Origin of the sequence: Paenarthrobacter sp. Z7-10 (assembly GCF_026932795.1) — a bacterium.
Taxonomy (GTDB): Bacteria; Actinomycetota; Actinomycetes; order Actinomycetales; family Micrococcaceae; genus Arthrobacter_M.
Genome location: NZ_JADPVH010000050.1, coordinates 1 through 25,253 on the forward strand (window position 1 = coordinate 1; position 25,253 = coordinate 25,253).

The window sequence follows — 25,253 nt, forward strand, 5'->3', positions numbered from 1 at the left end:
CCAGACTGCGGCTCAAGAACCCAAAAGCAGCTGGGGCAGCCTGAGCCTGTACGGCATCATCAGGGAACTCCAACGAGTTCTCGCCGGATGGCTTGGTTACTGCCCCCACTGCCGACAACGAGCACCAACATAACAAAGTACTACTAGTCGACTGAGCGTCTACGCGACCAACACCGCCGGGGATCTGCCGTGGTTGTCGAATAGCATCCACTCTGACGACGCGCTGGTGGTCGGTGGTGTAGGGGTCAAGGCGCCGGGATCGTCATGAGCCTAAAATGCTTACATGCCTACAACTGTTCACGAGTTCGCCTGGCCTGATCGGGTAGTCGTCGGTACCATTGGCGTTTCGGGGGCGCGCACGTTCTACCTGCAGGTGCGAACAGGGACGCAGATTGTGAGTGTTGCCCTGGAGAAGCAGCAGTCGGCTCTGCTCGCTGAGAAGATCGACGAGATTCTCGACCAGCTCATCACCCTTGAGGGCAACCCCTTCAGCATTCCCACCAGTACTCCCATTGAACTCGTCGACAATGACCCGCTCGAGGCCGTTCAGGAGCAGTTTCGCACCGGCGCCATGAGCCTGGGTTGGGACCCGACGACGGCGCAGATTGTCATAGAGGCCCAACCGGTCGCTGATGTCGGTGCTGGTGACGACAATGAATCGCTTGATGAAGATGACGCTGACGCGTCCGAATTGCTGCTGGTGCGAATGCCGGTCGGCACCGCCCGGGCATTCGCCAAGCGCACCCGTGAGGTCGTGGGTGCCGGGCGTCCGGCGTGCCCGCTCTGCGGGTATCCTGTGGACGCCGGCGGGCACATCTGCACCCTTCCCGAGGTCTGATGCCAGTTCCCGACCTGGTGACAGCCGAGTTGACGCTCACCGGCCGCATCACGACGGCTTCAAACGCCACCTTCCTGGGCCGCATCAGCGGCGTGGTAGTCGTCTATAAGCCGATAGTAGGCGAACGCCCGCTGTGGTCGGATGATCTCAGCGCCGAATCTCGGCCCGACCTTCGCGGGGCGCCTGCTCACCATTGAGCATGGGTGGCAGAAAATTCCTTGTTGAGGGCGGCTCCGGAACGGGAAAGACATCGGTGTGTGAGGAGTTGGCGCTGCGCGGGTATCACGCCATCCACGGCGACCGGGTACTGGCCTATCAGGGCGAACCGATCACCGGTGAACCTGTAACCGTCACGGGCCTCGCAGCTCGCGACCATCACATCTGGCGCGTCGACGAGGTCAAGGCTCTCATCGCGGACCGGCGGAAGGAGGAGACGTTCTGCTGCGGGGGCTGCCGCAATGTCGCGAAGTTCATCGACCTCTTCGACGGCGTCTTCGTGCTGGAGCTCGATGTCCAGACGCTGACTCGCAGGCTCGACGAGCGTCCCGAGGACGAGTGGGGTGGGAGGACGACAAGCCGAACGGGAACTCATCCTCCGATTTCATCGCACGAAGGAGGACGTTCCACCCAATGGCATCCTGATCGACGCCACCGCTCCACTAACGCACGTCGTCGATCAGATCCTGACGAAAAGCCAGGCAGCTGCGGCAGTCCGACTGGCCGACGCCGGCGTGAACCGATCCGCTTGGCCAGGGACACGATGATTCCTTCCGGTCCGCGCACGTAGGCCTTGGGTAGCGCCTCAGACGGTCGGACCGGTTCCGTTGGCGGCCCGACCTCCGCGACGGGCCACGCTCATTGCGACCGTCACCGTGTCACCGTCGCCGAACCGCTCCTGCGTGCGGACGTCCTTCCTCACGGGCAGCACGTACTCACCGTTGTGCGGCAGCAACGAGGTCTCCCATTCGGTGCCACCGATCCGCACGCGCACCGGGATGGCGCCCCACCCGTAGGTGGCCGCCGCCGCCTCGGCCCGGACGTAGTCACATACATCGGCGGGCAGCGACAACCAGTGGAACGGTGCCGGACCACGCCATTCGAACAATTCCGCGCTGAAGGTCGTGTCCACGTCACGCAACGCTAGTAGTGGAACGGCGCGTAATCAAGATTGGCGTGTTGCTCTCGCCGCGCGACCTGTATGGCTACGCGATCCTCAAGCGCGTGGGGGAGCTGACCGGCGGGGACATGCAGTGGACCGACGGGATGCTTTACCCGCTGCTGCACCGGCTTGAGCGGCTCGGCAGCGTTTCGTCGTCGTGGGGTACGTCCGAGGCTGGGCGCCGGCGCAAGCACTACGCCATCACCCCGGCTGGCCGGGATGCGCTCGCGGAACGGCATGCGCAGTGGACGGTCGTCGCCGACGCGCTCCGACAGGTATGGCAGACCGCGCAGCGGCCCTCCACCACAGCTTTGGGGTGGGCGTGATGGAGTCGCACGCGGATTTGGAGGCCCAGATCGACAGGTGGCGCGGGTACGTCCAGCGGCACCAGCCCATCTCCCCTTCCGACGTCGACGAACTGGAGGACCACCTGCGCGGGCAGATCGCCGGCCGGCAGGCGACCGGGCTCGACGACGAGGAGGCCTTCCTCGTCGGGATCAAGCGCCTGGACAATCTCGACGCTGTCTCGCGCTAGTTTGCCCGGGATCACTCCGACCGGCTGTGGAAGCAACTCGTGCTCGTCCCGGAGCATTCCGACGACGGCGGTGCGCCGCCGTGGCGGGAGCTGGCAGTTGTCCTGGCGCTCGCAGTTGGGGCGGGATTGGCGGTGAAGACCGGTTTCGCCTGGCTCGACGACGACGACGACGGCTCGGTCCTGGCGCGAAACCTCGGTCTGATCGTCTTCCCATTCCTCGCCGCGTACTTCGGGTGGAAGCGCCGGCTCACGGGGCGGGTGGTGGCGACGTTGCTCGTTTCTTTCGCCGCGCTGGCGGTCGTGCTCAACGCCTATCCGTTCGCTTCGGGCGGTTCCAGCGAGATTCTCGCCGCAATACACGCCCCGGTTGTCCTGTGGCTGCTGGCCCGGTGTGGGCTACGTGGGAGGGAGGTGGCGGTCCGAGCGCCGGCGTATGGACTTTGTCCGGTTCACCGGTGAGCTCGCGATCTATTACACGCTCTTGGCCCTGGGCGGCGCCGTCCTGGTCGGGCTCACCTTCGCGGCGGTCAAGGTGGTCGGCGCAGACCTCGAACAGGTCTTGACGGACTGGATCCTGCCGTTCGCTGTCCCCGGCGCACTCGCTGTCCCCGGCGCACTCGCTGTCCCCGGCGCACTCGTTGTCGCCGCGACCGCGTCCTGCTCATTCTCATGGACGCGATCCTCGTAGTCGTCCTGTGCCTGCTGCTCTACGCGATTTCCGCCCGCGACTCGCTCGCGCCACCCAGTCTGTTCGATGTCCTGCAGTTGGTCCTCGTCGCCGCGGCGCTCGCGGTCGGCGCGGTGATGCTCACAGCGATGATGTCCCGTATCGGCGAGTTTGGCTTTAGTCCCAATAAGGTTGCCGCGCTGGGCCTGAACCTCTTGCTTTTAGTGCACCTGGTACGGGCGGCCTGGCTCAGCGTAGGGTTCCTGCGCGGACGACGCCCGTTGACCGCGCTCGAGTGCTGGAGCCTGAGCTGGCTCAATCCGCGGGCGTCTGGTGAGAGGTGCTTGTATGGTTACCGACATAGGTCCTGGATACTTAAATTCGAACAGTCATGTGCCGTCGTCCTCCATCGCCGATGCCTACAGGGGCAGCGCCGATCCCCGGGGGAGCCATAGGAAGTAACCCATGAACATGCATGGCTTGTTTAAAAAGTCTTTGTTTCCACTCGCTGTGTGCTTTTTACTATCTGCTTGTTCGGGAGTGCCGGTGCTAAAAGTTCCAACTCATTCCATTTCTGATCTTTCGGTGCGGCCTGTGGCGATTAGAACTGATCTCATACGAATCGAGGTAATCGGAAGCGATGCGTGCCCAGTCTCGAGACAGGGCGATCTCGACGAGGGACTATTGGTGCTGCCGCCAGGATCTTCGGCAAATAAATCACCCGTGAGCATCAGTGTTGGAGGTTCCGCTTTTGAAGTAGGGCAGGCGTTCGGTTCCCCGGTCTTGGTGCCGATCAGCGGAGGCTACGACTTCGGTGGACGGCACTGGGATGTGGCTTATCAGCTACCCGCGTCCAAAATCGAACCCATGGAATAAGACAGCGACGATGGGTACACAAAATACCTCAAACAGCGACCCCAAGTCCGCGAGTGTTGTCGGCAAAGTAGGCGGTTTCCAGCACAGTAAAAGTTGGACTACACCCGAAAGCTGGAGCCGCAGATCGCGGCGCGGCGGCCGGAATGCCTGCGCCTCGGATGGGTCGACCTGCGTACGGGGTGTCGGCGGGGGGCAGGGGTACAGTCGGGGAAGGACGAGAGGGCCAGCGTCGGGGCGGGCGGGGGCTGGAGGGAGCAGTAGGACATGGCGCGGAAGGATTTTGATCCGGCACGGATGTCGTCGCGGGATTTTTATCGGTTGTTGACGGCGGTAGTGGTCCCAAGACCGATCGCCTGGGTGTCCAGCACTTCGATGGAGGGGGTGGACAATCTCGCGCCGCATTCGTTCTATACGGTGGCGTCCGTGGATCCGCCGATTGTTCAGTTCACATCGGTGGGCGAGAAGGACTCGTTGCGCAACATTGAGGCGCAGGGTGAGTTCGTCGTGAATCTCACCCCGGCTTCGTTGTTTGAAGAGGTAAATGCCACTGGCACGGACTTTCCGCCCAAGACGAGTGAGTTCGACGCGGTTGGATTATCCCGGGAACCGAGTGCGGTGGTGCGTCCTCCGAGGGTGAAGGATTCGCCGGTGGCGTTGGAGTGCAGGTTGCACAGCACCTTGCAGTTGGGGAATTGCACGCTGGTGTTTGGTGAGGTGGTCTACGCGGTCGTGTCCGCGCACGTGCTGGAGGGTGACCATCCGCAGATCGACCTTTTGGAGCCGTTGTCCCGGTTGGGGCGCGATGAATGGGGGACGCTGGGGCCGATTCAGGAGATCCGCCGTATCAGGGCGAAGGACCGGCCCGGGCACTTCGGCGAGGCCGGCCAGAACGAGTGAAACGGTAAGGAAAACGAACCCAACCGGTGAACAAGGCGTGTACACGTGTTGTTTGCGTCCCCGCGTTGCCAGTGCGTGGCGGCCTTTGTCATCGCTTCCCTCCCAGTCCTAGTTCCTGGGCAGTGTGACATTTTTGGGCCGTTCTCGCGCGCCACCGCGAGAGGAACCTGGAATTCTTCCCGGTCGAGGTCGTTCCCTTCCGAGAAAAGTTCCCATGCGGTGTTTCGGTGGAGCGGCCGTCAGAGTGGCCTGCCTAAAGATTGACAGTTCACTTATGGTTGCTGCGAGCCGAAGGCTTATGGTTACCGCGAGCCGAAGGAGGGTTCGGTGTCGAACCTCGTGGATAAAGCAACGCCGTCGCCCGTGGTCAGCCTGATTCCGGCCAGGATGGACCGGCTACCGTGGTCAAAGTTCCACTGGTCAGTGGTGATTGGCCTCGGAGTTTCCTGGGTCCTGGACGGTCTGGAGATCGAGCTTGTCGCCTCCGCCGGCTTCCAAAAGACGCTGCACATGAGCGCGGAGGAAGTCGCTCGCCGGTACGGTATACCTGATCGGCCAAGTCTTCGGAGTCCTTGTCTTCGACCGCCTGTCCGACCGGCTGGGTCGGCGGAAATTCTTCATTATCACCCTGGCGATTTACCTGATCGGCAGCGGCGTGGCGGGCCTGTCCTTCGCCGTCTGGTTCCTCTATTTGTTCCGGTTCATCGCCGGCATGGGTATTGGCGGCGAATACACCGCCATCAACTCGGCCATTGACGAAATAATCCCCTCGCATTACCGCGGCCGTGTCGACATTGCGATCAACGGCACCTACTGGGGAGGTGCCGCCATCGGCGCCTTCGCGAACATTTTCCTGCTGAACCCGAATATCGTTGCGGTGGACTGGGGCTGGCGGATCGGGTTCTTTATCGGCCCGGCGCTCGGCCTAATCATCATCTACCTGCGGCGGCACATCCCAGAGAGCCCCCGATGGCAGTTGACCCACGGCCCCGCGGACGAGGCCGAAGCCAATGTCGATCGCATCGAAGCGGAGGTGCGGGAGGAGGGCCACAAACTAACTGACGTTCCGGAGGACAAATCCCTCTCCGTCGTTGCGACGGCCAGCATCCCATTCCGTCAGATTGTCAAAGTCTTTCTCCGCAAGTATCCTCGGCGGACTCTGGTCTCGTTCGTCATGATGGTCACGCAGTCCTTCCTCTACAACGCCATCTTTTTCACCTACGCCCTGGTGCTGCAGAACTTTTACGGCACCAGTCCCAGCTCGACGCAGTACTACTTCTTCCCATTCGCGATCGGTAATCTGGCCGGACCGCTCATCCTCGGACACTTGTTCGACACCATAGGTCGCCGGAGGATGATTTTCGCGACCTATGCGCTGGCGGCCCTCACTTTGGCCGTCTCCGCGGTCCTGTTCAATATGGGGGTCCTGAACGCTGTCACTCAGACCATCTTCTGGTGCGTAGCCTTCTTCTTCGCCTCCGCCGGAGCCTCCTCCGCCTACCTGACTGTCAGCGAAACGTTTCCCCTGGAACTACGCGGCCAAGCCATCTCTTACTTTTTCGCTGTCGGCCAGATCGCCGGTGCCGTCGCCCCGGCCATTTTCGGCGTACTGATCGGAAAAGGCAGCGACCGCGGTCCGCTGACCATCGGCTATTTCCTGGGGGCCGGCATCATGCTGGTCGGAGGCTTGGTGGCCCTATTCTTCGCATTTGACGCCGAACGGAAGTCCTTGGAGGACATTGCCGATCCCCTCTCGAAATCGGCAGCGTCATGACTGAGCCTGCGCAGCACGGGTCCAAGTCAGTCATCGTTGGCGTGAGTCCCACCAGCGGGTCGGTCACCGCTTTGCGCTGGGGCGCGGACGAGGCTCGACGTCGGTCCGTCCCCCTTTTCGCCGTGAGTGCCTGGCGCGGGCCGCGGCTGCCGATAACCTCCGGTGCCCGGCCGCCGATCGTCACCAGCGACCGTGACGGGGAGTATGCCGCTGCGGAGTCGGAGCTGACCGCGCATGTAGTGGCCGTCCTGGGTGCGGAGCAGGAGGTAAGCTGCCGGGTCATTGAAGGCTCGGCACTGAAGGTGTTGCGCAAGGTCTCGCGGCAGGCAGCCCTGATCGTCCTCGACGCCCCGCAGCGCACCGATTTTTCGCAGACGCCCCGCCTTGCACAGCGGCTGGTTTACCAGGCCGAGTGTCCCGTGTTGGTGCTTCCTCCGGCTGTGTCCCGCCCCCCGGACACAGCCTTTGTCAGGGGGAGCAAACTGCTGGGCCGGAGCGTGGCCAAGGCAGTGGCGGATGCCGGCCGGCCCGAACTCCGGTTTCCCCGGACTGAACAGCCCAACCTGAAGGACTAAGCCTGTGACCCACCGATTGGCTGGTTGACGGGGGCTTCGTGCTCGTTGGATGCGTCAATCGGTTTTGGGATGATGATCCGGTGGAGCTTTTGGCTGGTGCCTTTTGGTTTCGCCAGGTCTGCCACCCGCTACCTTCCCGAGCGTTGGTCATTGCACACCCACCTATTCGCATCCCACTTTAGACTCTAGACTATGACGCCAACCGGGAAGCGACAGGTACGGGCAGAGCATCGCTGGCCGGCCGCTATCGGATTGCTCGTGGCGTTGGGCCTTTACGCCGCGCTGCCGGGCGCCTTTCTGCCAGGGCTGCGCTATGTCGTGGTAGGGGTGGGGCTTACGATGCTGATACCGGTAGTGATCCTGAATCCCCATCGGATGCGGCGTCAAAGCCGGTGGTCCAAATATGTGGCGACCGGCCAGGCACTGTTGTTGGTTGCAGCGAACGAAGTCGCGTTGGTTCAGCTCGTCATTGTGCTTACCACGGCTGGCACTGGTAATGGTGCACGGGATTTACTCTCGGCTCTGCAGGTGTGGGTGACCAACGTTATTGCCTTTGCCTTGGTCTTTTGGGAGCTGGACCGCGGCGGCCCTGTCGCTCGTCGGCACGCTCCGCGTAAGGAACTGCCGGCAGCGGATTTCAGGTTTCCCCAGGATGAAGACCATGATGCGATAGAAGAAGTGGCGGCCAGATCATCGGAGCGGATTGATTGGGTAGCCTCGTTTTTCGACTATTTTTACTTCTCACTTTCCAATTCCATGGCGTTTAGTCCCACCGACACCATGCCCTTGTCACTAAGGGCAAAAGTACTTATGGCCGCGGAGTCCTTTAGTGCCTTCGTACTGTTGGCTCTGGTGATCGCCCGCGCGGTGTCATTGCTTCATTGACGCCCGCGTGCCTCGCGACTGCCTGACGTTGGCGTGGTTTAGGTAGATGCCGTGCAGGAAAGGCGCTGACGCTCCGGCGCGGCCGGCGACGGCCGCCATGGGAATGGCGCTTATCCTGGCTTGGTGCTGATGGTCGCCGCCCTGCTGGAATCCGTCGCACGTTACACCGCTTACTTTGACGGCCATTTTGGGCTGGATGGATGCCAGATCCGCCGCACCTTCTGCCACCCGCCGGATCCCTGCCGATGACGGGCAACGACGAGGGCGAGTTCGACGTCGTGCTGCTGGCTGAAGCGCGCGATGGCTGAGGGGACCAGACCGGGCGAAGCCCTCAGCGCACGCCATCGGCAGCGTATGCCATTTCCTCTGTTCGGCGACGAGCAGCCCCTCGCGCACCTCTGCCCGCTCCGCCTCTGCGGGCATGACATAGGCAAGTAACAGCCTGCCCCCTTCAGTAACTCCGCCCCCTGGCATGCCTGCTGATGGCCAAGGGGAAACGTGGAGGCTACCTGCGCCCTCTGCAAGAGTGGCTACCTGCGCACGCCCCCGAAGTAGAGCAGGGCCGGGGCAACACGCGCATTAGTGTTGCTTTTCGGCCGAACGTCGCTTTGAAGTCCGAGCGAATCGACAAAGTGATGCTGGTGCTTCGTATCACGGTCACGTAGTTTTGGACTCGAGTTCGAACAGCAGAGGATGGAACCGGATGCCGGAACGCAGTGATCTCTTAGATAAAGCAGCAAATTTTGTGGACTCCGGCAGATTCCGGACTGATCTGGAAAAGCTGGTTGCATACCCCTCGGAAAGCTCCACAGAGGAGGGTCGAGATGCGCTGAAGTCATACCTTGATGAGGTCATCGCACCCGCCTTTCTGTCCATGGGGTGCTCGGTGGAGCGCTATGACTCGTGGCACGGAGGCCTCAACTCGTTTCTGGTGGCGACGCGGCATGAAAGCCCTGACCTGCCCACGGTTCTTTGTTACGGCCATGCGGACGTCGTCGACGGGCAGGCCTCCGAGTGGTCCGAAGGCCGCAGTCCGTGGATTCTGGGCGACGAGGGCGACAGATGGTTCGGCAGGGGTTCGGCGGACAACAAGGGTCAGCACTGGATCAACATCGTTGCCTTGAAACTGCTGCTCGGACAACGCGGAGCGCTGGGCTTCAACCTGGTGTTCCTGTTGGAAGGCGCGGAGGAAATAGGTTCCCCTGACCTCGCGGACTTCGCAGCGGAACACCACGACGTACTGCAGGCTGACGTCTTTATCGGCTCGGACGGCCCGCGCCTGGCGGCTGAAAACCCAACCGTTTTCCTGGGTGCCCGGGGCGGCATCACCTTTGACCTGGTCGCGGATCTGCGCAGCAGTTCCTACCATTCGGGAAACTGGGGTGGGCTGCTGCGCAATCCTGCCACCACCATTGCCGCAGCCATCGCGTCCCTTGTGGACGGGCACGGCATAATCGGACTTCCGGAGCTGTTGCCGGCAGGCATCCCGGATTCGGTGACCGCCGCACTTGAACTCCTTGACCTCCAACCGAGCTTCGACGACCCTTCGCCCGATCCCAGCTGGGGCGACGGAGCTCTCAGCCCCCTCCAACGCCTGTATGCGTGGAATACCTTGGAAGTCTTGGCCTTCAGCGCCGGTGACTCCGATAAGCCCGTCAACGCCATCCCCGGATCCGCACGCGCCACTCTCCAGCTTCGGTTTGTGCCCGGGACGGACATCACTTTGCTGGAACCAGCCATCCGGAGGCACCTGGACGCCGCCGGATTCACCATGGTTGAGCTCTCCGTTGGCGTGTCCTTTGCGGCCAGCCGGCTTGACCCCGCCAATCCATGGGTTTCCTGGGCGGCCCTTTCGCTTGAAAGGACCACGGGCCGCATACCGGCGATCCTGCCCAACATCGGCGGATCCCTCCCCAGCTTTGTCTTCTCGGAAGTCCTGGATCTGCCAACTTTATGGATCCCACACTCGCACCCGGGCTGTATGCAGCACGCGCCGGACGAACACCTCCTCGCCGCCGTCGCCAGGGAAGGCCTCCAAATTGCCTGCGGCCTGTTTTTCGACCTGGCAGAAACAGAGCTGCCTGATTAAAAGTTTTCCTGCCGCGTTCAGCACGCACCTTTGCCGCCGTTGTCCGGGACGATGGCCGCGGCATTGAAGTTGAGCCAGTCGGCAAGATCTTAATCAGTGCCAGCCACTGGTTCGGGCCGACCGTTTCCAACGGGTGTATATTTCAGAAACCGCTCGCCTTCCGCCGAGCGGAGGTTCCGTGAAGGAGCGTCCCATGCCGCAGGATGGGCTTGGCATCGATTCGTGGCCGCACTCGGTGGCAGCACGCTTGTTGGATCTGAGTGCCGATCTCGCCTGCGTGGCTGGATTCGACGGCCGGATCCGGGAGGCGAATGGCGCCTGGGCGGGGTTGCTTGGCTGGAGTGTCAAGGAGTTGCTTTCACGGCCGCTGATCGAGTTTGTGCACGAGGACGATGCGGCCGCGACGCTCGCGCAACTGGAGGCCGCCCAGGGAGGCACCGCCGTCGCCCGTTTCCAGAACCGGTTTCTGGCCGCCGACGGGTCAGCTCGGTGGCTGCTTTGGACGGTCGCTGGGGTGCCCGATGAGCAGGCCTTTCGGGCCGTGGCGCGTGATTTGACGGCTCGGCACGAGTCCGAGGCTCTTGTGCTTGAGAGCGAGCGGCGCTACCTGGACCTCATCGAATCGGCTCACGATATGGTGCAAAGCATTCTGCCCGACGGGCGTTTCGAGTTCGTCAACCGTGCCTGGCACGACCATCTCGGCTACACACCCGAAGAGCTGCCCGGGCTGACCTTGTTCGACATCGTTGACGAGGTCGACCATGACCACTGCACGCTCATGATCGGCGAGACCATAGCCGGAAAGTCTTTTGATCGAGTTGAGATAACGTTCGTCGCCAAAGACGGGCACACCTTCCCGGTTGAGGGCAACGCGAGGGGCAGGTTCCGTGAGGGGCAATTCGTCGCCACCCACACGTTCTTCCGTGATGTAAGCGACCGCAAGCAGACAGAAGCGCTGCAGGCCGCCTACCAAAGGCAGCTGGAGGATGAGGTCGCCGAGCGTTCCGCTGCCTTGATCCAGAGCGAAAAGCTGGCCACGCTCGGCCGTTTGAGCGCCGGAATGGCCCACGAGTTGAACAATCCCGCTGCCGCTGCCCGGCGCGGCGCGGCACTGCTGGAAGACACGTTCTCCAAGACCTGCAAGGCCCTGCTCATCCTTGCCCGCTCGGCACAGAGCCCCGCCGAGGCGGCCGCGTTGACGGAGCTTATCGACCGTGGTGCGGCGCAGGCGAAGGACGTCGACCGGCTCGACCCTCTCAGCCGGGGTGATCGCGAGGAGGACGTCGAGGCCTGGCTGGACGGGCACGGGCTCGGCGATGCATGGGAGGCCGCTGGCTCCCTCGTCGATTTGGGAATGGATGCGGCGAACCTGGACACGCTCGCCATGACCTTCGAACCGAGCCATCTCGGCAGCGCGATCACGGCGCTTTCCGAAGCACGCAACGCCTACGGACTCATCGCGCAGATCGGGCACGGGTCAGCGCGGATCTCGCAGATCGTGGCCGCGCTTAAAGATAACAGCTACATGGACCGCGCACCCGTGCAGGACGTCGACGTCCACGACGGCATTGACGGCACCCTCGTCATGCTGCAATCCAAGCTCAAGCACAGCATCGAGGTGATTCGCGACTACGGTCCCGATGTGCCGCGCATCGAGACCCTCGGCAGCGAGCTGAACCAGGTGTGGACCAATCTCATCGACAACGCCGCTGATGCGATGAACGGCTCCGGGCACTTGACCATCCGTACGCGGGCCGCAGAGGGCGGCGTCGCCGTCGAGATTGAGGACGACGGCGACGGGATCCCGGCCGGGGCGCTCGGCAAGGTGTTCGACCCGTTCTTTACGACGAAGCCCCCGGGGCAGGGGACCGGGCTGGGGTTGAACATCGCGTTCAACATGATCCGCGGCTCGGGTGGCAGCATCGACGTGAAGTCGGCCCCCGGGCGCACCGTGTTCCGAGTGTGGCTTCCGCCGCGAAGGCAGGTTACCGATCATGCAAAATGACACACAGCCCGGGAGCCGTTCATGACCGACACCGCACCCGGTCCACCGCGCCCGGTCATTCTTGCCGTCGACGACGACCCCGCCGTGCTGAGCGCCGTGCGGGGGGACCTGCGCATTCGTTACGGACGCCATTATCGGGTGATTACGGCTTCCGGGGGCACCGAGGCGGTCGAGGCACTCAACCGGCTGAAGCTCCGGGGTGACCCAGTCGCCGTCGTCGTCTCTGACCAGCGCATGCCCGAGATCACTGGCACTGAGGTGCTGACCGCAGCCCTGAAGCTTTTCCCGGACGTACGCACCGTGCTGCTCACCGCGTACGCGGACACCGAGGTTGCCATCGGCGCGATCAACGACCTGCACCTGGACTACTACATCCTCAAGCCCTGGGATCCGCCGGAGGAGCGACTGTTCCCCGTCATCGACGACCTGCTCGAGGACTGGCATGCCCACAACCAGCCAACCTACGCCGTGACCCGGCTCGTCGGCAGCCGCTGGTCGGCGCGTACCCACGAGATCCGCGACTTTCTGCAACGCAATCAGATACCCATGCAATGGCTCGACGTCGACGTCAGTGAGGAGGGCCGGCACCTCTCGGAGGCAGCCGGCGACGGTGTCCTTCCGCTCGTCATCACCCCGGATGGCAGCGCCCTGCACGCCCCCGACGTCGCCACCTTGGCTACCGCGCTGGGCCACAAGACCCATGCCGACGCCGAGTCATTTGATCTGGCGATCATCGGAGCAGGCCCCGCCGGCCTCGCGGCGGCCGTCTACGGGGCCAGCGAGGGGCTGCGGACCATCTGTGTCGAGCAACTCGTCCCTGGCGGGCAGGCCGGTCAATCCTCACGCATCGAGAACTACTTGGGCTTCCCGACCGGCATCTCTGGGGCGGATCTGGCCCGTCGTGCCGTGACTCAGGCGCGGCGGTTCCATGTCGAGGTGCTGGCGCCGACCACCATCGTGGGCCTCGATCTCTCCGGCCCCTACCCCCGCATGGAACTTGCGGATGGCTCGGCGGTCAGCTGCGGATCCATCATCCTCGCCTGTGGCGTCGCCTACCACAGCCTCGATGTGCCCGGCAGCGCCGAGTTGGAGGGCCGTGGCGTATTTTATGGTGCCTCGCTGAGTGAGCGCGACACGGTTATCGGTGAAGACATCGTCGTTGTCGGCGGGGCGAACTCCGCCGGTCAGGCGGCCGTCTTCTTCTCCGAATACGCCCGCTCTGTGACCATCCTGTGCCGGGCCAACGAGCTCGGTGCGAAGATGTCCACCTACCTGGTCGACCAGATCGCCGCGCGTCCCAACATCACCGTGCGCTGCCGCACGTTCGTTCGTTCGGTCGGAGGTGCAGATCGGCTTGAGACCATGACTATTGAGGATGCCGCAACCGGAAGTACCGAAGGCCTGGCCTCCTCAGCGTTGTTCGTGTTTGTCGGCGCCTCCCCGCGCACTGACTGGCTGCCGCCGCAAATCGCCCGCGACGACCACGGATTCATCCTCACCGGACCCGCGCTCGGCGATCGACGCCACCGTACCGTGGATGGCGATCGGGACCCGTTCCTGTACGAAACGAGCGCTCCGGGCGTGTTCGCCGTCGGCGACGTCCGGGCGGGCTCGACGAAACGCGTCGCCTCGGCCGTCGGCGAAGGGTCGGTCGCGGTCCAGTTCGTTCATCAGGTTTTGCGCAGCTGAGGGGATGATGCCCGGGCCCGCAATTTCCTCAGCGGAAGTCCGCCGCTAACACGGCGGCGGAAGCCGGAATGATGGTTTCCGGGTTTGTGCTCCCGTTCGGGGCCCCGGCGCAGATCGCGTTTGCTGCCGCGCCGAAGACGGCGATGCTGGGTTTCATGCGTCATCTCCCCAAGGTGACCCCTGAACTGCACCAGCGCTGCACCGTCCACGGTGGACTCGACGGTCAGGCCTCAGCTATGGCAGCGAGTTTGACGCTGTCCTTTTGTCCTTCCCAGGAGCCGGTCAACATGAGCTGGCCGACTGGATGCCCATCAAGTTTCAGCAGCCGGTTAACGAATAAACGGAAGTCTGCGGTTTCGATAGCGGTGCCGGCGGAGGTGGTGCGGGGCGTTGCCGCTGAGAAGTTGGGCACGGCCTCGTGGCTCGAGCCGGTGCTTTGGACGATGACCGATTGGGGCAGAACTTTTCGGTGTCCCTCGATTTCGAGGTACAGCTCTGCCTGGGGCTGGCCCAGCATTATGGTGGCCGCAAGTGCTGCCACGTAGATGGGATCGGCGCAGGCGTCATAAACCCATATAAGGCCGAGAACCGAATGCTGCATCGTTCCGACCAACCACGCCTGCGCGCCGTCCAAGGGTTCCGCCCTGTACGTGAGCGGTACTTGAATGGTGGAACTGCCGGCAGCGACGATAATCGTCTCCATGCCGACCTCTCCGGCAGGGTCATCGAACCGGTATGAACCTACTTGGCCCAGCGCTGTCGTGCCGGATTCCGGAAACCACGGCTGGCGGGGCAGCCACTCCTGAAGAAGTTCAAGCTTCGTCGGCCGCAATTCTGCTCGGTGGATAATCGCCATGAGCGCAAGCCTAACCTGCGGCGGACTGGGCTCGGACTCTTCCGCCCGTTCATCCTGTTCGGCCCGTGGGTTCGGACGCCCGCTTTAGCTGTCCTCACGTTATCGTTAGTCCCAACACATCTGACCGGGAGGGCGCATGCCGTACATTGTTGACTTCGAGGACGTTTCTACGCTCGGTCTGGAATCGTCTCCAGTCGCCGAGGCGCTCGCCGGGTTGCGCGCCAACGAGGGCCGCTACTACCGGAACAAGTATGACCACGCCTTCACCGTGAGTCCCGCAAGTGAGGTTCCGGAGGTCGTTGACCGGGTGAGTCGTATCCTCAAGGACGAGCGCGACATCGTCATCGGCTCCCAACCCCTTGAAGCGACCGCCTTCGAAGTCGATGGTTTGCGGATGGCTTACGTGTTCTATGAGTCGGGGCTGTCGATCAACGTCATGTACAGCATCGAGGACGGCGGGAAGCGGGCGGTTGGATTCAAACTTTCCGAAGGCATGGAGATTCCGGAGGAACTGGCGTCACGCTTCAAATTTGCCCGGCAGAAATCAAAGCTGGCAGGCGTTATCCGCGGCTCCTTCTTCGTGATCAAAGGCGAGTACTGACCAGCTGATGTACCGTGCCTGGTGCGGGCTCCGGGGGAAATCGCCATGCGTATGGGAGGCGCGTGGCGATCGGTACGCCGCATAGGCCGAGGTGGGGCGGCGCATCATCTGTTGTGAAATGACCGAAACATCCCGGTGTCCACTGTGATCAGGGCCGGCGACATTCCTGCAGCGTGTGCTGGAATTTACTAGGAGGTCCGAGTATATTCAGAAGCGAAAGATGACGTGGCTCACAGGCGCCCGGTAATCACTTCGGCAATCACACGGTGCAAAGGAGCATTCCATCATGGTTCGCGAGCTATCCCATTACATTGACGGACAGCATGTTGAAGGCACCTCGGGGCGTTTCAGCGATGTCTACGATCCGTGCACCGGCGAGGTCCAGGCCAAGGTGCCGCTGGCCAGTGCCGAAGAGGTCCGGAACGTGATTTCCAATGCGGAAAAGGGCCAGCTCGAATGGGCGGCTTTGAACCCGCAGCGCCGCGGGCGGATACTGCTCAAGTTCGTTGATCTGGTCAATCAGAACCTGGACGAACTCGCCACCCTGCTGTCCTCCGAACACGGCAAGACCTTCCTCGACGCGAAGGGTGACGTTCAGCGTGGCATAGAGGTCGTGGAGTTCGCCGCCGGCGCCCCGCACCTGCTCAAGGGAGAGTTCTCGGACAGTGCCGGGACCGGCATTGACGTCCACTCGCTGCGTCAGCCGCTCGGCGTCGTCGCCGGCATCACGCCCTTCAATTTTCCGGCGATGATTCCGCTCTGGAAGGCCGGGCCGGCCCTCGCGGCGGGCAACTCCTTCATCCTGAAGCCGTCCGAACGGGACCCCTCGGTGCCGCTGCGCCTCGCCGAGCTCTTCACCGAGGCTGGCCTGCCGGCGGGCGTCTTCAACGTCGTCAACGGCGATAAGGAAGCGGTGGACGCGCTGCTGGAGGACCCGCGGGTCCAGGCCATCGGCTTTGTCGGCTCCACGCCGATCGCCCAGTACATCTACGCCACCGCCGCCGCGAACGGCAAGCGCGCCCAGTGCTTCGGCGGCGCTAAGAACCACATGGTTATTATGCCGGACGCGGACCTGGACATGGCCGCGGATGCTCTGATGGGCGCCGGCTTCGGCTCCGCCGGAGAACGCTGTATGGCGATCTCGGTGGCCGTACCCGTCGGCAAAGCTACCGCCGACGCGCTCGTCGCAAAACTCGAGGAGCGGATAGCGGTCCTGAAGGTCGGCCACAGCCTCGCCAAGGACTCGGACTTCGGCCCCGTGGTGACGGCCGCCGCCAAGGAGCGGATCGAAGGCTACATCCGGGCCGGCGTCGAGGAGGGTGCCGACCTCCTGGCCGACGGCCGCGGTCTCAAGGTCGAAGGCTGCGAAGGCGGCTTTTGGGTCGGACCCACGCTCTTCGACAACGTCACCAAGGACATGACAATCTACAAAGAAGAGATTTTCGGCCCGGTTCTGTGCGTGCTCCGCGCGGAGGACTACGACGAGGCCCTGCGCCTGTGCAGCGAAAACGAGTTCGGCAACGGGGTGGCCATCTTCACCCGCGACGGCGACTCCGCCCGTGACTTCGCCAGCCGGGTCCAGGTGGGCATGGTGGGCATCAACATCCCCATCCCGGTGCCGATCGCCTACTACACCTTCGGTGGCTGGAAAGCCTCCGGCTTCGGTGACCTGAATCAGCACGGCGCGGACGCTTTCCGCTTCTACACCAAGACCAAGACCGTCACCACCCGCTGGCCGTCCGGCATTCGCACCGGCGCCAGCTTCGTCATGCCGGAAGGCAGCTGATGGCGGGGAAGCACCCCCAGGAGCCGCTCGTGGCGGAGGTGCTGTTCGAGCGCCGCGGCCGGCTGGGCGTGGTCACGCTCAATCGGCCCAAAGCCGTCAATGCGCTCACCGCGGGCATGGCATCGGCCATGCTGGCGCAGCTCACGCGCTGGGCACACGACGACGCAGTGGCGGTGGTGCTGGTCCGCGGCGCCGGTGACCGGGGGCTGTGCGCCGGCGGGGACATCGCCGCTATTTACCGCGACATGCTCGACGGCGGCGCCGCGACGGCGGGCTTCTGGGCCGAAGAATACAAGCTGAACTCGCTTATCTCGGGCTACCCCAAGCCGTACGTCGCGTTCATGGACGGACTGGTCCTTGGCGGCGGAGTGGGGATTTCCGCGCACGGCTCAGTCCGGATCGTGACCGAACGCACCCGGATGGGCATGCCGGAAACCACCATCGGTTTTGTGCCCGACGTCGGCGGAACCCTGCTGCTCTCCCGTTCACCGGGGGAGACCGGCACCTACGCAGCCCTCACCGGAGCGCACCTCAGCGGCGCCGACGCACTGTTCCTGGGATTTGCGGACCACTTCATTCCGTCCACGAAGCTCGAGGACCTCGCCGAGGCGCTGGAGAGCGAGCCGGTGGACGTCGCCGTCGCCCGGTTCGCCGGCGAGCCGCCGCCGTCCGTGCTCGCGGCGCAGCAGGAATGGATTGACCAGTGCTACTCCAGCAACGACGCCGAGGAGATACTGCGCCGGCTGCGCACAGTGGGCGCGGAAGCCGCCGAAGCCGCAGACACCATTGAAGCCAAGTCGCCGGTCGCCGTGAAGGTGGCACTGGAATCCCTGCGGCGGGTCAGGGGACTGAGCCTCGAGCAAGCCTTGGCACAGGAATACCGGGTGGGGCTGCGGTTCCTTGCCGGGCCCGACTTCCGCGAGGGCATCCGCGCCCAGGTGGTGGACAAGGACCGCCACCCGCACTGGCAGCCCGCCACACTGGCCGAGGTCAGCCGCGGCGACGTCGAATCGTATTTCGCCCCGCTGGGTGAGAATGAACTGATGCTTTCGAAGGAGCGTGACAATGTCTGATTCATCGCCGGCTGAACGAGGTCCGGCCGGGGCGCCGACCGGTCCTGTCGCTTTTCTCGGCCTTGGCCACATGGGCGGTCCGATGGCCATCAACCTGGTCAAAGCGGGCTACACCGTGACCGGCTTCGATATGGTGCCAGCCGCCTTGGAAACTGCCCGGGAGCATGGCATCACCACCGCGGACACCGCCGTCGAGGCCGTTGCAGGGGCCGCCGTCGTGCTGACCATGTTGCCCAGCGGCCAGCATCTGCTGGACGCCTACCGCGGAACCGGTGGTCGGCAGGGCCTGCTCGCCACCGCAGCGCCCGGCACGCTCTTCCTGGATTGTTCCACGATCAATGTGGATGAAGCCCGGGAGGCGGCCGAACTCGCCGTGGCAGCCGGTCACCGGGCCGTCGACGCCCCGGTGTCCGGCGGCGTCGTGGGGGCCGAAGCGGGCACCCTCACCTTCATGGTGGGGGCACTCCCGGAGGACTTCGAGGCGGTCAAAGCGATGCTCGAGGTGATGGGCAAGCGCGTGGTCCACTGCGGGGAGCACGGTGCGGGACAAGCCGCGAAGATCTGCAACAACATGATCCTGGGCGTCTCGATGATCGCGGTCAGCGAAGCGTTTGTACTGGGAGAGAAGCTGGGCCTGACGCACCAGGCGCTGTTCGACGTCGCGTCCACAGCCTCGGGCCAGTGCTGGGCACTGACCACCAACTGCCCCGTGCCGGGACCGGTGCCCACCAGCCCCGCCAACCGCGACTACCAGCCCGGCTTCGCGGGAGCCCTGATGGCGAAGGACCTCAAGCTGGCACTCAATGCGCTCGAGAGCACCGGCGTTGCCGCACGGCTGGGCCCGCTCGCTTCCGAGATTTACGATAGCTTTGCCGCCGACGGCGGCGCCGGCCGGGATTTCTCCGGCATCATCACCGATATCCGGGACAAATCCGGCGCTGGTATCCGGGACGAATCCGACACTGGCCCGTCCCCGGTCCTGACCGGCAGGGCGCCGGACAGTCCTGAACAGCAGCTGAGGGGACAGGCATGACGGAGGACTATTCAAACATTCTGGTGGAGCGCCGCGGCCGGGTGGGGCTCGTGACGCTCAACCGGCCCAAAGCGCTGAACGCCCTCAACAAGGCCACCATGGACGAGATCGTGGCCGCAGTGTCAGCCATGGATGCCGACCCCGAGGTGGGGGCAGTCGTGCTGACCGGCTCCGCCAAAGCCTTCGCCGCCGGGGCGGACATCAAGGAAATGCAGTCCAAGGTATACATGGACATGTATGCCGCGGACTGGTTCCGCGGCTGGGAAGACTTCACCCGGCTGCGTATCCCCGTGATCGCGGCTGTGTCAGGGTTCGCCCTGGGCGGGGGGTGTGAGCTCGCGATGATGTGCGATTTCATCATTGCCGGCGACAACGCCAAGTTCGGCCAGCCGGAAATCAACCTCGGCGTGCTGCCCGGCATGGGCGGTTCGCAGCGCCTCACCCGTGCGGTGGGCAAGTCCAAGGCGATGGACATGATCCTGACCGGGCGTCTGATGAACGCCGAGGAAGCCGAACGCGCCGGGCTGGTGTCCCGCGTGGTGCCGGCCGCGGACGTGGTTGAAGAGGCGCTGAAGGCCGCCGAGGTCATTGCCTCAAAGTCCAAACCGGTGGCGATGGTGGCCAAGGAAGCGGTCAACGCCGCGTTCGAAACCGGCCTGGCCCAGGGTGTGCTCTTTGAACGGCGCCTGTTCCACTCGCTGTTCGCCACCGAGGACCAGAAGGAAGGCATGGCAGCCTTCATCGAGAAGCGCCAGCCGGACTTCACCCACCGTTGAGCCGGCATCGTTGCGGCCTTTAAGCCCGGGACTCTAGCTGAAATCCCCGGCGTTGCGTCGGAAGGAGCCCAGGATGCCGATCAGCTGGTCGACATCCTGATCCACGAAACCGGACTGTGCAAACACCTCGGCGTTGAGTGCCGCCGTCGCCCGCTTCGCCAGCGTGTGCCCCTCGGGGGTGAGCTCAATGAGAGTCGTCCGCCCGTCGGTGGGATGCGGTGAGCGGACCACCAGTCCTGCGCTCTGCAACCGGTCGACAGTGTTCGTCACGGAGGTGGGGTGGACCTGCAACAGCGAGCTTGCTTTGTTCATGGGCAGCGCGCCGCTGCGGGCGAAGCTCAGCAGGGCGAGCAGTTCGTAGCGGGCGAATGTCACCCCGAACGGCTTGAGGACCCCCTCGATGCGGGCCAGCAGGATCTGTTGGGTCCGCATGATGGCGGTGATGGCAGCCATCGGGGCCGCGACGTCGGACCAGCCGTGCCTTTCCCAGTTCAGCCGGGCGTCAGCGATCGGATCACGTGGCAGCGGCGTCGCCACGGCACCTCCGGCTTCCCGTCCTGTGTCTCATGCAGCTCAGCCTAGCCTTTCAGCCCGGGGAAGTCGGCTTCGCAGTACTCCGTACCAAGGCCGGCCGGGACTACCCCTCCGCCGTGGCGTAGTTCCTCACTTCGCCGCAGCTCAACGCGCCGGATCTTGCCCGAGATGGTCTTGGGCAGCTCGGCGAATTCCAGCCGGCGGACCCGCTTAAACGGAGCAAGGTGGTCGCGGCAGTAGCGCAGGATATCCTCGGCTATGGCGGGGCCGGCCTCATGCCCTGCAGCCAGGACGACAAATGCCTTCGGTACTGAGAGCTTGAGCGGGTCGGGTGAGGGGACGACGGCGGCCTCGGCCACCGCCGGATGCTCCATGAGCACGCTTTCCAGCTCAAACGGGGACAACCGGTAGTCGGAGGATTTGAAAACGTCGTCGCCTCGGCCCACGTATGTGATGATGCCGCGCTCGTCCCTGCTTGCCATGTCGCCCGTGTGGTAGTAGCCCCCGCGGAAGGCCCCGGCGGTCTTTTCCGCGTCGCCGTAGTAGGCCTTCATCAGCCCTACGGGGCGTGGGTCAAGGCGGAGGCAGAGCTCGCCGTCGTCTCCCTCCGCTCCTGTGGCAGGGTCCACCAGGACGGCGTCGTAACCCGGTAGTGGTTTGCCCATGGCGCCGATCTTGACCGGCTGGCCCGGCGTGTTCGCGATCTGGACCGTGGATTCGGTCTGGCCGAAGCCGTCGCGGATGGTCTGGCCCCAAGCCCGCTGCACTTGGTCGATCACTTCGGCGTTGAGCGGCTCTCCGGCGGACACCACCTTCGTAGGTGGGTTCTTAAGCTGGGTCAGGTCGGCCTGGATGAGCATGCGCCATACGGTGGGAGGCGCGCAGAAGCTCGTCACGGACTCGCGGTCCATCTGCTCCATGAGCGCCTTGGCATCGAAACGCTCGTAGTTGTAGATGAAAACGCAGGCCTCCGCGATCCAGGGTGTAAAGACGTTGGACCAGGCATGCTTCGCCCAACCGGGTGAGGCGACGTTTAGGTGCACGTCGCCGGGTTCCATTCCAATCCAGAACATCGTGGACAGGTGGCCCACCGGATAGGACGTGTGCGTGTGCTCCACGAGCTTGGCCTTGGAAGTGGTGCCCGAGGTGAAATAGAGCAGCAGCGTCTCGTCAGCGCGGGTTGGTGCCTCCGGGACGAAGTCGTTGCCCGCACGGACGGATTCGGCGTACTGCAGGGCCACCGGATTCGCTGTCCCGTCACCGACTTCGATCAGGGTGTAATCGCCTGGGACTTCGTCGAATTTCCTGATATTGGCGCTGCCGACGGCGACCCAGTCCGCTTCGCCGCGCTCCACCCGGTCCTTCAGGTCAGGTGCCCCCATCAGGGTAGTGGTGGGAATCATGACGATGCCCAGCTTGATGCCTGCGAGCATAAGTTCCCAGAGTTCCAGCTGGTTGCCGAGCATGATGATCATGCGGTCGCCGCGCCGCACGCCATGGTCCCGCAGCCAGTTGGCCACCTGCGCCGAGCGCACGGACAGGTCCGTGAAACTGCGCCGCGCGGCAGTTCCGTCCTGCTCGACAATCACGAGAGCAGGTTTGTCCGCTGTGGCCGGGTCTGCCGCAATCTGGTCGAACCAGTCCAGAGCGAAGTTGAAGTGCTCAAAGCGCGGCCATTGGAATTCTCGGCGGGCAGCCTCGTGATTTTCGCGGAGGTCAAGCAGACGGTCGCGTGCTGCGCGGAATTCCTCAGTGACTGTCATGGAGCACCTTTCGAAGTGTAGGGGCGAAGCCATTCAGGGCCCGACGGCGTTGCCCGGAGGCTACCAGCCATCCAGTGATCCCCATCACCATGCAATATACTAGGACATCCAAGGGTTTGGAAGAGTCGACCGAGTGCATGACCGGATCACCACGAAGGGAAAATGCCCGTGCAGCCACAAGGACATGCCAGCGGACAGAGCCTTGCTGAGGAGAAAACGAAGCTGCGCCCTAAAACTGCGACAGGGCCTGCAACCGGTCCCGTGAGCGAGGCCAGCATGACGCCCCTGCCCTTCCCGGAGGCGGATCTTATGTACATCGTCGAGCTGCTTCCACCGGAGGAAAAGTTGCGCTACCAGGAAGTCCGCGACTTCCTCCAGTCGAGGATCCGGGCGGCCTCGATCGACTACTGGAACCGTGAGGAGTTCCCCTTCGGGCTCGTTGCCGAGCTTGGTAAATACGGCCTTGGAGGCCTGCAGACGGATGGGACCTCAAAACTGTTCCAGGGCCTGATGTACGTCGAGGTGGCGCGGGCCGATGTCTCCCTGTCAGCCCTGGTGGGGATCCACAACGAGCTGATCGTCGGCATGATTGATGCGCTCGGCTCGGAGGAGCAGAAGGCCAAGTGGCTGCCTGGGCTTGCCGCCCTGACTCAGATCGGGGCATTTGCCCTTACCGAGCCGAACCATGGCTCGGACATCGCGGGCGGTCTGGCCACCACCGCACGGCTGGAGCATGACGAGTGGGTAATCAACGGCGCGAAGCGCTGGATCGGCGCCGGAACCATTGCGGATTTCGCCCTCGTCTGGGCCCGCGATGTCGCCGACCAGCAGATCAAAGGCTTCATCATTGAGACGGACCGCCCCGGCTACACCGCCACAAAGATCGCCAACAAAATCGGGCTGCGCATCATGCAAAACGCGGATATAGTGCTCGACGAGGTCCGCATCCCGAAAACAAACCTGCTGCCCGGCGCCACTGACTTCTCCAAGGCCAACGAGCTGCTGCGCGACTCGCGCGCCTGGGTTGGCTGGCAGGCTGCCGGCATCCAGCTGGCCGCATTCGACGTAGCCCGTTCGTACGCGCTGGAGCGAAAGCAGTTCGGTAAAGAACTGGCGCGCTTCCAGCTCATCGCGCAGCAGTTGGCCGAAATTCTGGGAAACGCTTCCGCATCGCTGGCTCTGATGGCACAGCTGGCCCGTGTCCAGGAGGAGGGCAGGCTCGAGATGGTCCAGGCGGCGATGGCCAAGTCGACCACCACTCGGCTGGCCCGCGGTTCGGTGGCTATGGGCCGGTCTCTGATGGGCGGCAACGGGATCAGCAGCGACTACGAGATGGGCAAGCTCTTTGGTGATGCCGAAGTCCTTTACACCTACGAGGGCAGCTACGAGATAAATTCACTGATCGTGGCCAGGGGTGTGACGGGCAAGTCGGCCTTTGTTTAAGCGTGCGGTCTCTGCCTCGGACCGTGCCTCACACGCCTGGCTCAGGGGTCTCCAAATCGATGATTCGATCTTTCAGTTCCTTAATCTGGCTCGGTAGCGCCGCGATTTCCATGGGACCTTGGTCGGTCGACCGTGCGGGATGCGGATTTGCCAGCGATAAAGCGGGAAGCTCAAATGTGCGCGGGAACAAATCCCAGTCCGATGGTATTGGGTTGGTAGCATCGGGGGATGGCTATGAATCTGCGTGTGCCGGCGGACCTTGATCGGGAGCTGGAGCAGCTCGCTGCGGAGGAGCACACGGCGAAGTCGGCGCTGCTGCTGCAGGGTCGCCGCCGTCGGCGGGAGCTCGCAGCGAGCACCGAGTTCGTCGCGGGCCATGACGCGGAATTGCTGACACGCCTCGCGGATGCATGACGTGATCGAGCGGGGCGACGTACTTGAGGCGCAAAAACGGATTGCTGGCTATGTTCGGCGCACACCGTTGATCCACGCGGGCAGCTCCGCGGCCTCCCTGTGGTTCAAATGCGAGTTTATGCAGCACACCGGCTCGTTTAAGGCCCGGGGCGCCTTCAACCGACAGCTCGCCGCCCTGGCACGGGGGGAGCTTGATCCGGGTATCGGCGTCGTAGCAGCGTCCGGTGGGAATGCGGGGCTGGCACATGCTTACGCAGCAGCGAGACTGGGAGTTCCTGCAACCGTCTTCGTGCCCGAAACCGCTCCCCGAATAAAGGTCCAGCGGCTTCTGCAATACAAGGCAACCGTCCGCCAGGTGGGGGCAGAGTACGCGGAAGCGTATGGCGCCGCCATTGAGTTCGTTCAGTCCAGCGGCGCATTGTTTTGCCATGCCTACGACCAGCTCGAAGTCGCCGCCGGAGCAGGCACCATCGCAGAGGAAATTTTCGAGGATCTGCCCGACGTCGACACAATTGCCGTGGCGGTTGGCGGTGGTGGCCTGTACGCTGGTATAGCCGCAGCCGCCGAGGGACGGGCGAACGTCGTCGCCGTCGAACCCGTTAACATCCCAACCCTGCATGCGGCCCTACGGGCTGGCAAGCCCGTCGACGTACCCGTTTCAGGCGTAGCAGCGGACTCGCTCGGCGCCCGACGGGTGGGTGAGATCGCGTTTAGCATGGCCTCCCGCGTACCGCCGACTTCAGTTCTGGTAGGGGACCACGACATAGTCGCCGCCAGGCAGGACCTATGGAGCGAATACCGAATTCCTGCAGAGTACGGTGCCGCGGCGGCCTTGGCCGCGTTCAGTTCAGGCGCCTACGTCCCCCGCAAGGGAGAGCGCATCGCCGTCGTCGTCTGTGGTGCCAACACCGACCCAAGCACGCTTGAGGACTCGGGCGACGCCCTCCCTGATGTTGACCAGCAGAGGTGACCAGCAGAGTTGACC

At 63.7% G+C, this 25,253-nt stretch carries 28 protein-coding genes and 1 pseudogene; 24 read left to right on the forward strand and 5 right to left on the reverse strand.

Annotation, left to right across the window (positions count from 1 at the left end):
- Positions 1-283: 283 nt before the first annotated feature.
- The 3 genes and pseudogenes from IV498_RS14150 to IV498_RS14160 all read left to right on the forward strand — a co-directional run bounded on the left by IV498_RS14150 (position 284) and on the right by IV498_RS14160 (position 1,625).
- Positions 284-838, forward strand: a complete 555-nt coding sequence (locus IV498_RS14150) for a DUF3090 domain-containing protein (protein WP_269047617.1) — start codon at positions 284-286, stop codon at positions 836-838.
- A pseudogene (locus IV498_RS14155) lies at positions 838-975 on the forward strand (SCO1664 family protein); the annotation flags it as partial. The gene IV498_RS14150 and the pseudogene IV498_RS14155, both read left to right, overlap by 1 nt.
- 116 nt (positions 976-1,091) lie before the next feature.
- Entirely contained in the window at positions 1,092-1,625 is a 534-nt protein-coding gene (locus tag IV498_RS14160; RefSeq protein WP_269047619.1) for a hypothetical protein, read from the forward strand.
- A gap of 15 nt (positions 1,626-1,640) precedes the next feature.
- Here IV498_RS14160 and IV498_RS14165 read toward each other — a convergent pair whose 3' ends face one another.
- Positions 1,641-1,967 carry a DUF1905 domain-containing protein gene (locus IV498_RS14165; protein WP_269047620.1) on the reverse strand — a complete coding sequence of 109 codons (327 nt, stop codon included), beginning with the start codon at positions 1,965-1,967 and terminating at the stop codon, positions 1,641-1,643.
- Positions 1,968-1,984: 17 nt separating this feature from the next.
- Here IV498_RS14165 and IV498_RS14170 point away from each other — a divergent pair, with 17 nt between their 5' ends.
- The 13 genes from IV498_RS14170 (at position 1,985) to IV498_RS14230 (ending at position 13,989) form a co-directional block, all read left to right on the forward strand.
- Positions 1,985-2,323: a PadR family transcriptional regulator gene (locus IV498_RS14170; RefSeq protein ID WP_269047622.1), complete on the forward strand. Its 339-nt coding sequence runs from the start codon at positions 1,985-1,987 to the stop codon at positions 2,321-2,323.
- Complete coding sequence (locus IV498_RS14175; RefSeq protein ID WP_269047624.1) at positions 2,320-2,532, forward strand: hypothetical protein; 213 nt, start codon at positions 2,320-2,322, stop codon at positions 2,530-2,532. The genes IV498_RS14170 and IV498_RS14175 overlap by 4 nt, the downstream gene beginning before the upstream one ends.
- A 39-nt stretch (positions 2,533-2,571) precedes the next feature.
- Positions 2,572-2,991 carry a hypothetical protein gene (locus IV498_RS14180; protein WP_269047625.1) on the forward strand — a complete coding sequence of 140 codons (420 nt, stop codon included), beginning with the start codon at positions 2,572-2,574 and terminating at the stop codon, positions 2,989-2,991.
- A complete protein-coding gene (locus IV498_RS14185) occupies positions 2,966-3,220 on the forward strand; it encodes a hypothetical protein (protein ID WP_269047627.1) in 255 nt (84 codons plus the stop codon). The genes IV498_RS14180 and IV498_RS14185 overlap by 26 nt, the downstream gene beginning before the upstream one ends.
- Positions 3,202-3,654 (forward strand): hypothetical protein, encoded by a 453-nt coding sequence (locus IV498_RS14190; protein ID WP_269047629.1) that lies wholly within the window; start codon positions 3,202-3,204, stop codon positions 3,652-3,654. The genes IV498_RS14185 and IV498_RS14190 overlap by 19 nt, the downstream gene beginning before the upstream one ends.
- 10 nt (positions 3,655-3,664) lie before the next feature.
- Entirely contained in the window at positions 3,665-4,075 is a 411-nt protein-coding gene (locus tag IV498_RS14195) for a hypothetical protein (protein ID WP_269047631.1), read from the forward strand.
- A 264-nt stretch (positions 4,076-4,339) separates the two neighbouring features.
- On the forward strand, positions 4,340-4,972 hold the full coding sequence (locus tag IV498_RS14200; RefSeq protein WP_269047633.1) for a flavin reductase family protein: 633 nt from the start codon (positions 4,340-4,342) through the stop codon (positions 4,970-4,972).
- 550 nt (positions 4,973-5,522) lie between these two features.
- Complete coding sequence (locus tag IV498_RS14205) at positions 5,523-6,746, forward strand: MFS transporter (protein WP_330059665.1); 1,224 nt, start codon at positions 5,523-5,525, stop codon at positions 6,744-6,746.
- A complete protein-coding gene (locus IV498_RS14210) occupies positions 6,743-7,321 on the forward strand; it encodes a universal stress protein (RefSeq protein WP_269047635.1) in 579 nt (192 codons plus the stop codon). Before IV498_RS14205 ends, IV498_RS14210 begins: the two co-directional genes overlap by 4 nt.
- 258 nt (positions 7,322-7,579) lie before the next feature.
- Entirely contained in the window at positions 7,580-8,206 is a 627-nt protein-coding gene (locus IV498_RS14215; protein WP_269047637.1) for a hypothetical protein, read from the forward strand.
- A gap of 703 nt (positions 8,207-8,909) precedes the next feature.
- The gene (locus IV498_RS14220) at positions 8,910-10,295 is read left to right on the forward strand and encodes a M20 family metallopeptidase (RefSeq protein WP_269047639.1); all 1,386 of its coding nucleotides are present in this window, start codon (positions 8,910-8,912) and stop codon (positions 10,293-10,295) included.
- 193 nt (positions 10,296-10,488) lie between these two features.
- Complete coding sequence (locus tag IV498_RS14225) at positions 10,489-12,300, forward strand: PAS domain-containing sensor histidine kinase (protein WP_269047641.1); 1,812 nt, start codon at positions 10,489-10,491, stop codon at positions 12,298-12,300.
- Positions 12,301-12,321: 21 nt separating this feature from the next.
- A complete protein-coding gene (locus IV498_RS14230; RefSeq protein WP_269047643.1) occupies positions 12,322-13,989 on the forward strand; it encodes an FAD-dependent oxidoreductase in 1,668 nt (555 codons plus the stop codon).
- A 28-nt stretch (positions 13,990-14,017) separates the two neighbouring features.
- On the opposite strand, the gene IV498_RS14235 is transcribed toward IV498_RS14230, so the two are convergent.
- The gene (locus IV498_RS14235; RefSeq protein ID WP_269047645.1) at positions 14,018-14,146 is read right to left on the reverse strand and encodes a hypothetical protein; all 129 of its coding nucleotides are present in this window, start codon (positions 14,144-14,146) and stop codon (positions 14,018-14,020) included.
- A 66-nt stretch (positions 14,147-14,212) separates the two neighbouring features.
- Entirely contained in the window at positions 14,213-14,845 is a 633-nt protein-coding gene (locus IV498_RS14240) for a CG0192-related protein (protein WP_269047647.1), read from the reverse strand.
- Positions 14,846-14,981: 136 nt separating this feature from the next.
- On the opposite strand from IV498_RS14240, the gene IV498_RS14245 reads away from it, so the two are divergent.
- From IV498_RS14245 to IV498_RS14265, 5 genes are all read left to right on the forward strand, one after another.
- On the forward strand, positions 14,982-15,446 hold the full coding sequence (locus IV498_RS14245) for a phage tail protein (protein ID WP_269047649.1): 465 nt from the start codon (positions 14,982-14,984) through the stop codon (positions 15,444-15,446).
- A gap of 286 nt (positions 15,447-15,732) precedes the next feature.
- Positions 15,733-17,232, forward strand: a complete 1,500-nt coding sequence (locus tag IV498_RS14250) for a CoA-acylating methylmalonate-semialdehyde dehydrogenase (protein ID WP_269047651.1) — start codon at positions 15,733-15,735, stop codon at positions 17,230-17,232.
- Complete coding sequence (locus IV498_RS14255) at positions 17,232-18,305, forward strand: enoyl-CoA hydratase/isomerase family protein (RefSeq protein WP_269047653.1); 1,074 nt, start codon at positions 17,232-17,234, stop codon at positions 18,303-18,305. Before IV498_RS14250 ends, IV498_RS14255 begins: the two co-directional genes overlap by 1 nt.
- Positions 18,298-19,338 (forward strand): 3-hydroxyisobutyrate dehydrogenase, encoded by a 1,041-nt coding sequence (gene mmsB, locus IV498_RS14260; RefSeq protein ID WP_269047654.1) that lies wholly within the window; start codon positions 18,298-18,300, stop codon positions 19,336-19,338. The genes IV498_RS14255 and mmsB overlap by 8 nt, the downstream gene beginning before the upstream one ends.
- The gene (locus IV498_RS14265) at positions 19,335-20,114 is read left to right on the forward strand and encodes an enoyl-CoA hydratase (protein WP_269047657.1); all 780 of its coding nucleotides are present in this window, start codon (positions 19,335-19,337) and stop codon (positions 20,112-20,114) included. The genes mmsB and IV498_RS14265 overlap by 4 nt, the downstream gene beginning before the upstream one ends.
- Before the next feature lie 33 nt (positions 20,115-20,147).
- Here the strand turns inward: IV498_RS14265 and IV498_RS14270 are convergent, their stop codons facing one another.
- Together IV498_RS14270 and IV498_RS14275 are read right to left on the reverse strand one after the other, a co-directional pair.
- Positions 20,148-20,651 (reverse strand): MarR family winged helix-turn-helix transcriptional regulator, encoded by a 504-nt coding sequence (locus IV498_RS14270; protein WP_269047659.1) that lies wholly within the window; start codon positions 20,649-20,651, stop codon positions 20,148-20,150.
- A 41-nt stretch (positions 20,652-20,692) separates the two neighbouring features.
- Positions 20,693-22,411, reverse strand: coding sequence for an AMP-binding protein (locus IV498_RS14275; RefSeq protein WP_269047661.1), 1,719 nt, complete (start codon positions 22,409-22,411; stop codon positions 20,693-20,695).
- 276 nt (positions 22,412-22,687) lie between these two features.
- Between IV498_RS14275 and IV498_RS14280 the strand changes: the two genes are divergently transcribed.
- The 3 genes from IV498_RS14280 to IV498_RS14290 all read left to right on the forward strand — a co-directional run bounded on the left by IV498_RS14280 (position 22,688) and on the right by IV498_RS14290 (position 25,238).
- Positions 22,688-23,854, forward strand: a complete 1,167-nt coding sequence (locus IV498_RS14280; RefSeq protein ID WP_269047677.1) for an acyl-CoA dehydrogenase family protein — start codon at positions 22,688-22,690, stop codon at positions 23,852-23,854.
- Positions 23,855-24,082: 228 nt separating this feature from the next.
- Positions 24,083-24,268, forward strand: a complete 186-nt coding sequence (locus IV498_RS14285; protein ID WP_269047663.1) for a hypothetical protein — start codon at positions 24,083-24,085, stop codon at positions 24,266-24,268.
- A 1-nt stretch (position 24,269) separates the two neighbouring features.
- Positions 24,270-25,238 (forward strand): threonine/serine dehydratase, encoded by a 969-nt coding sequence (locus IV498_RS14290; RefSeq protein WP_269047666.1) that lies wholly within the window; start codon positions 24,270-24,272, stop codon positions 25,236-25,238.
- Positions 25,239-25,253: the final 15 nt, after the last annotated feature.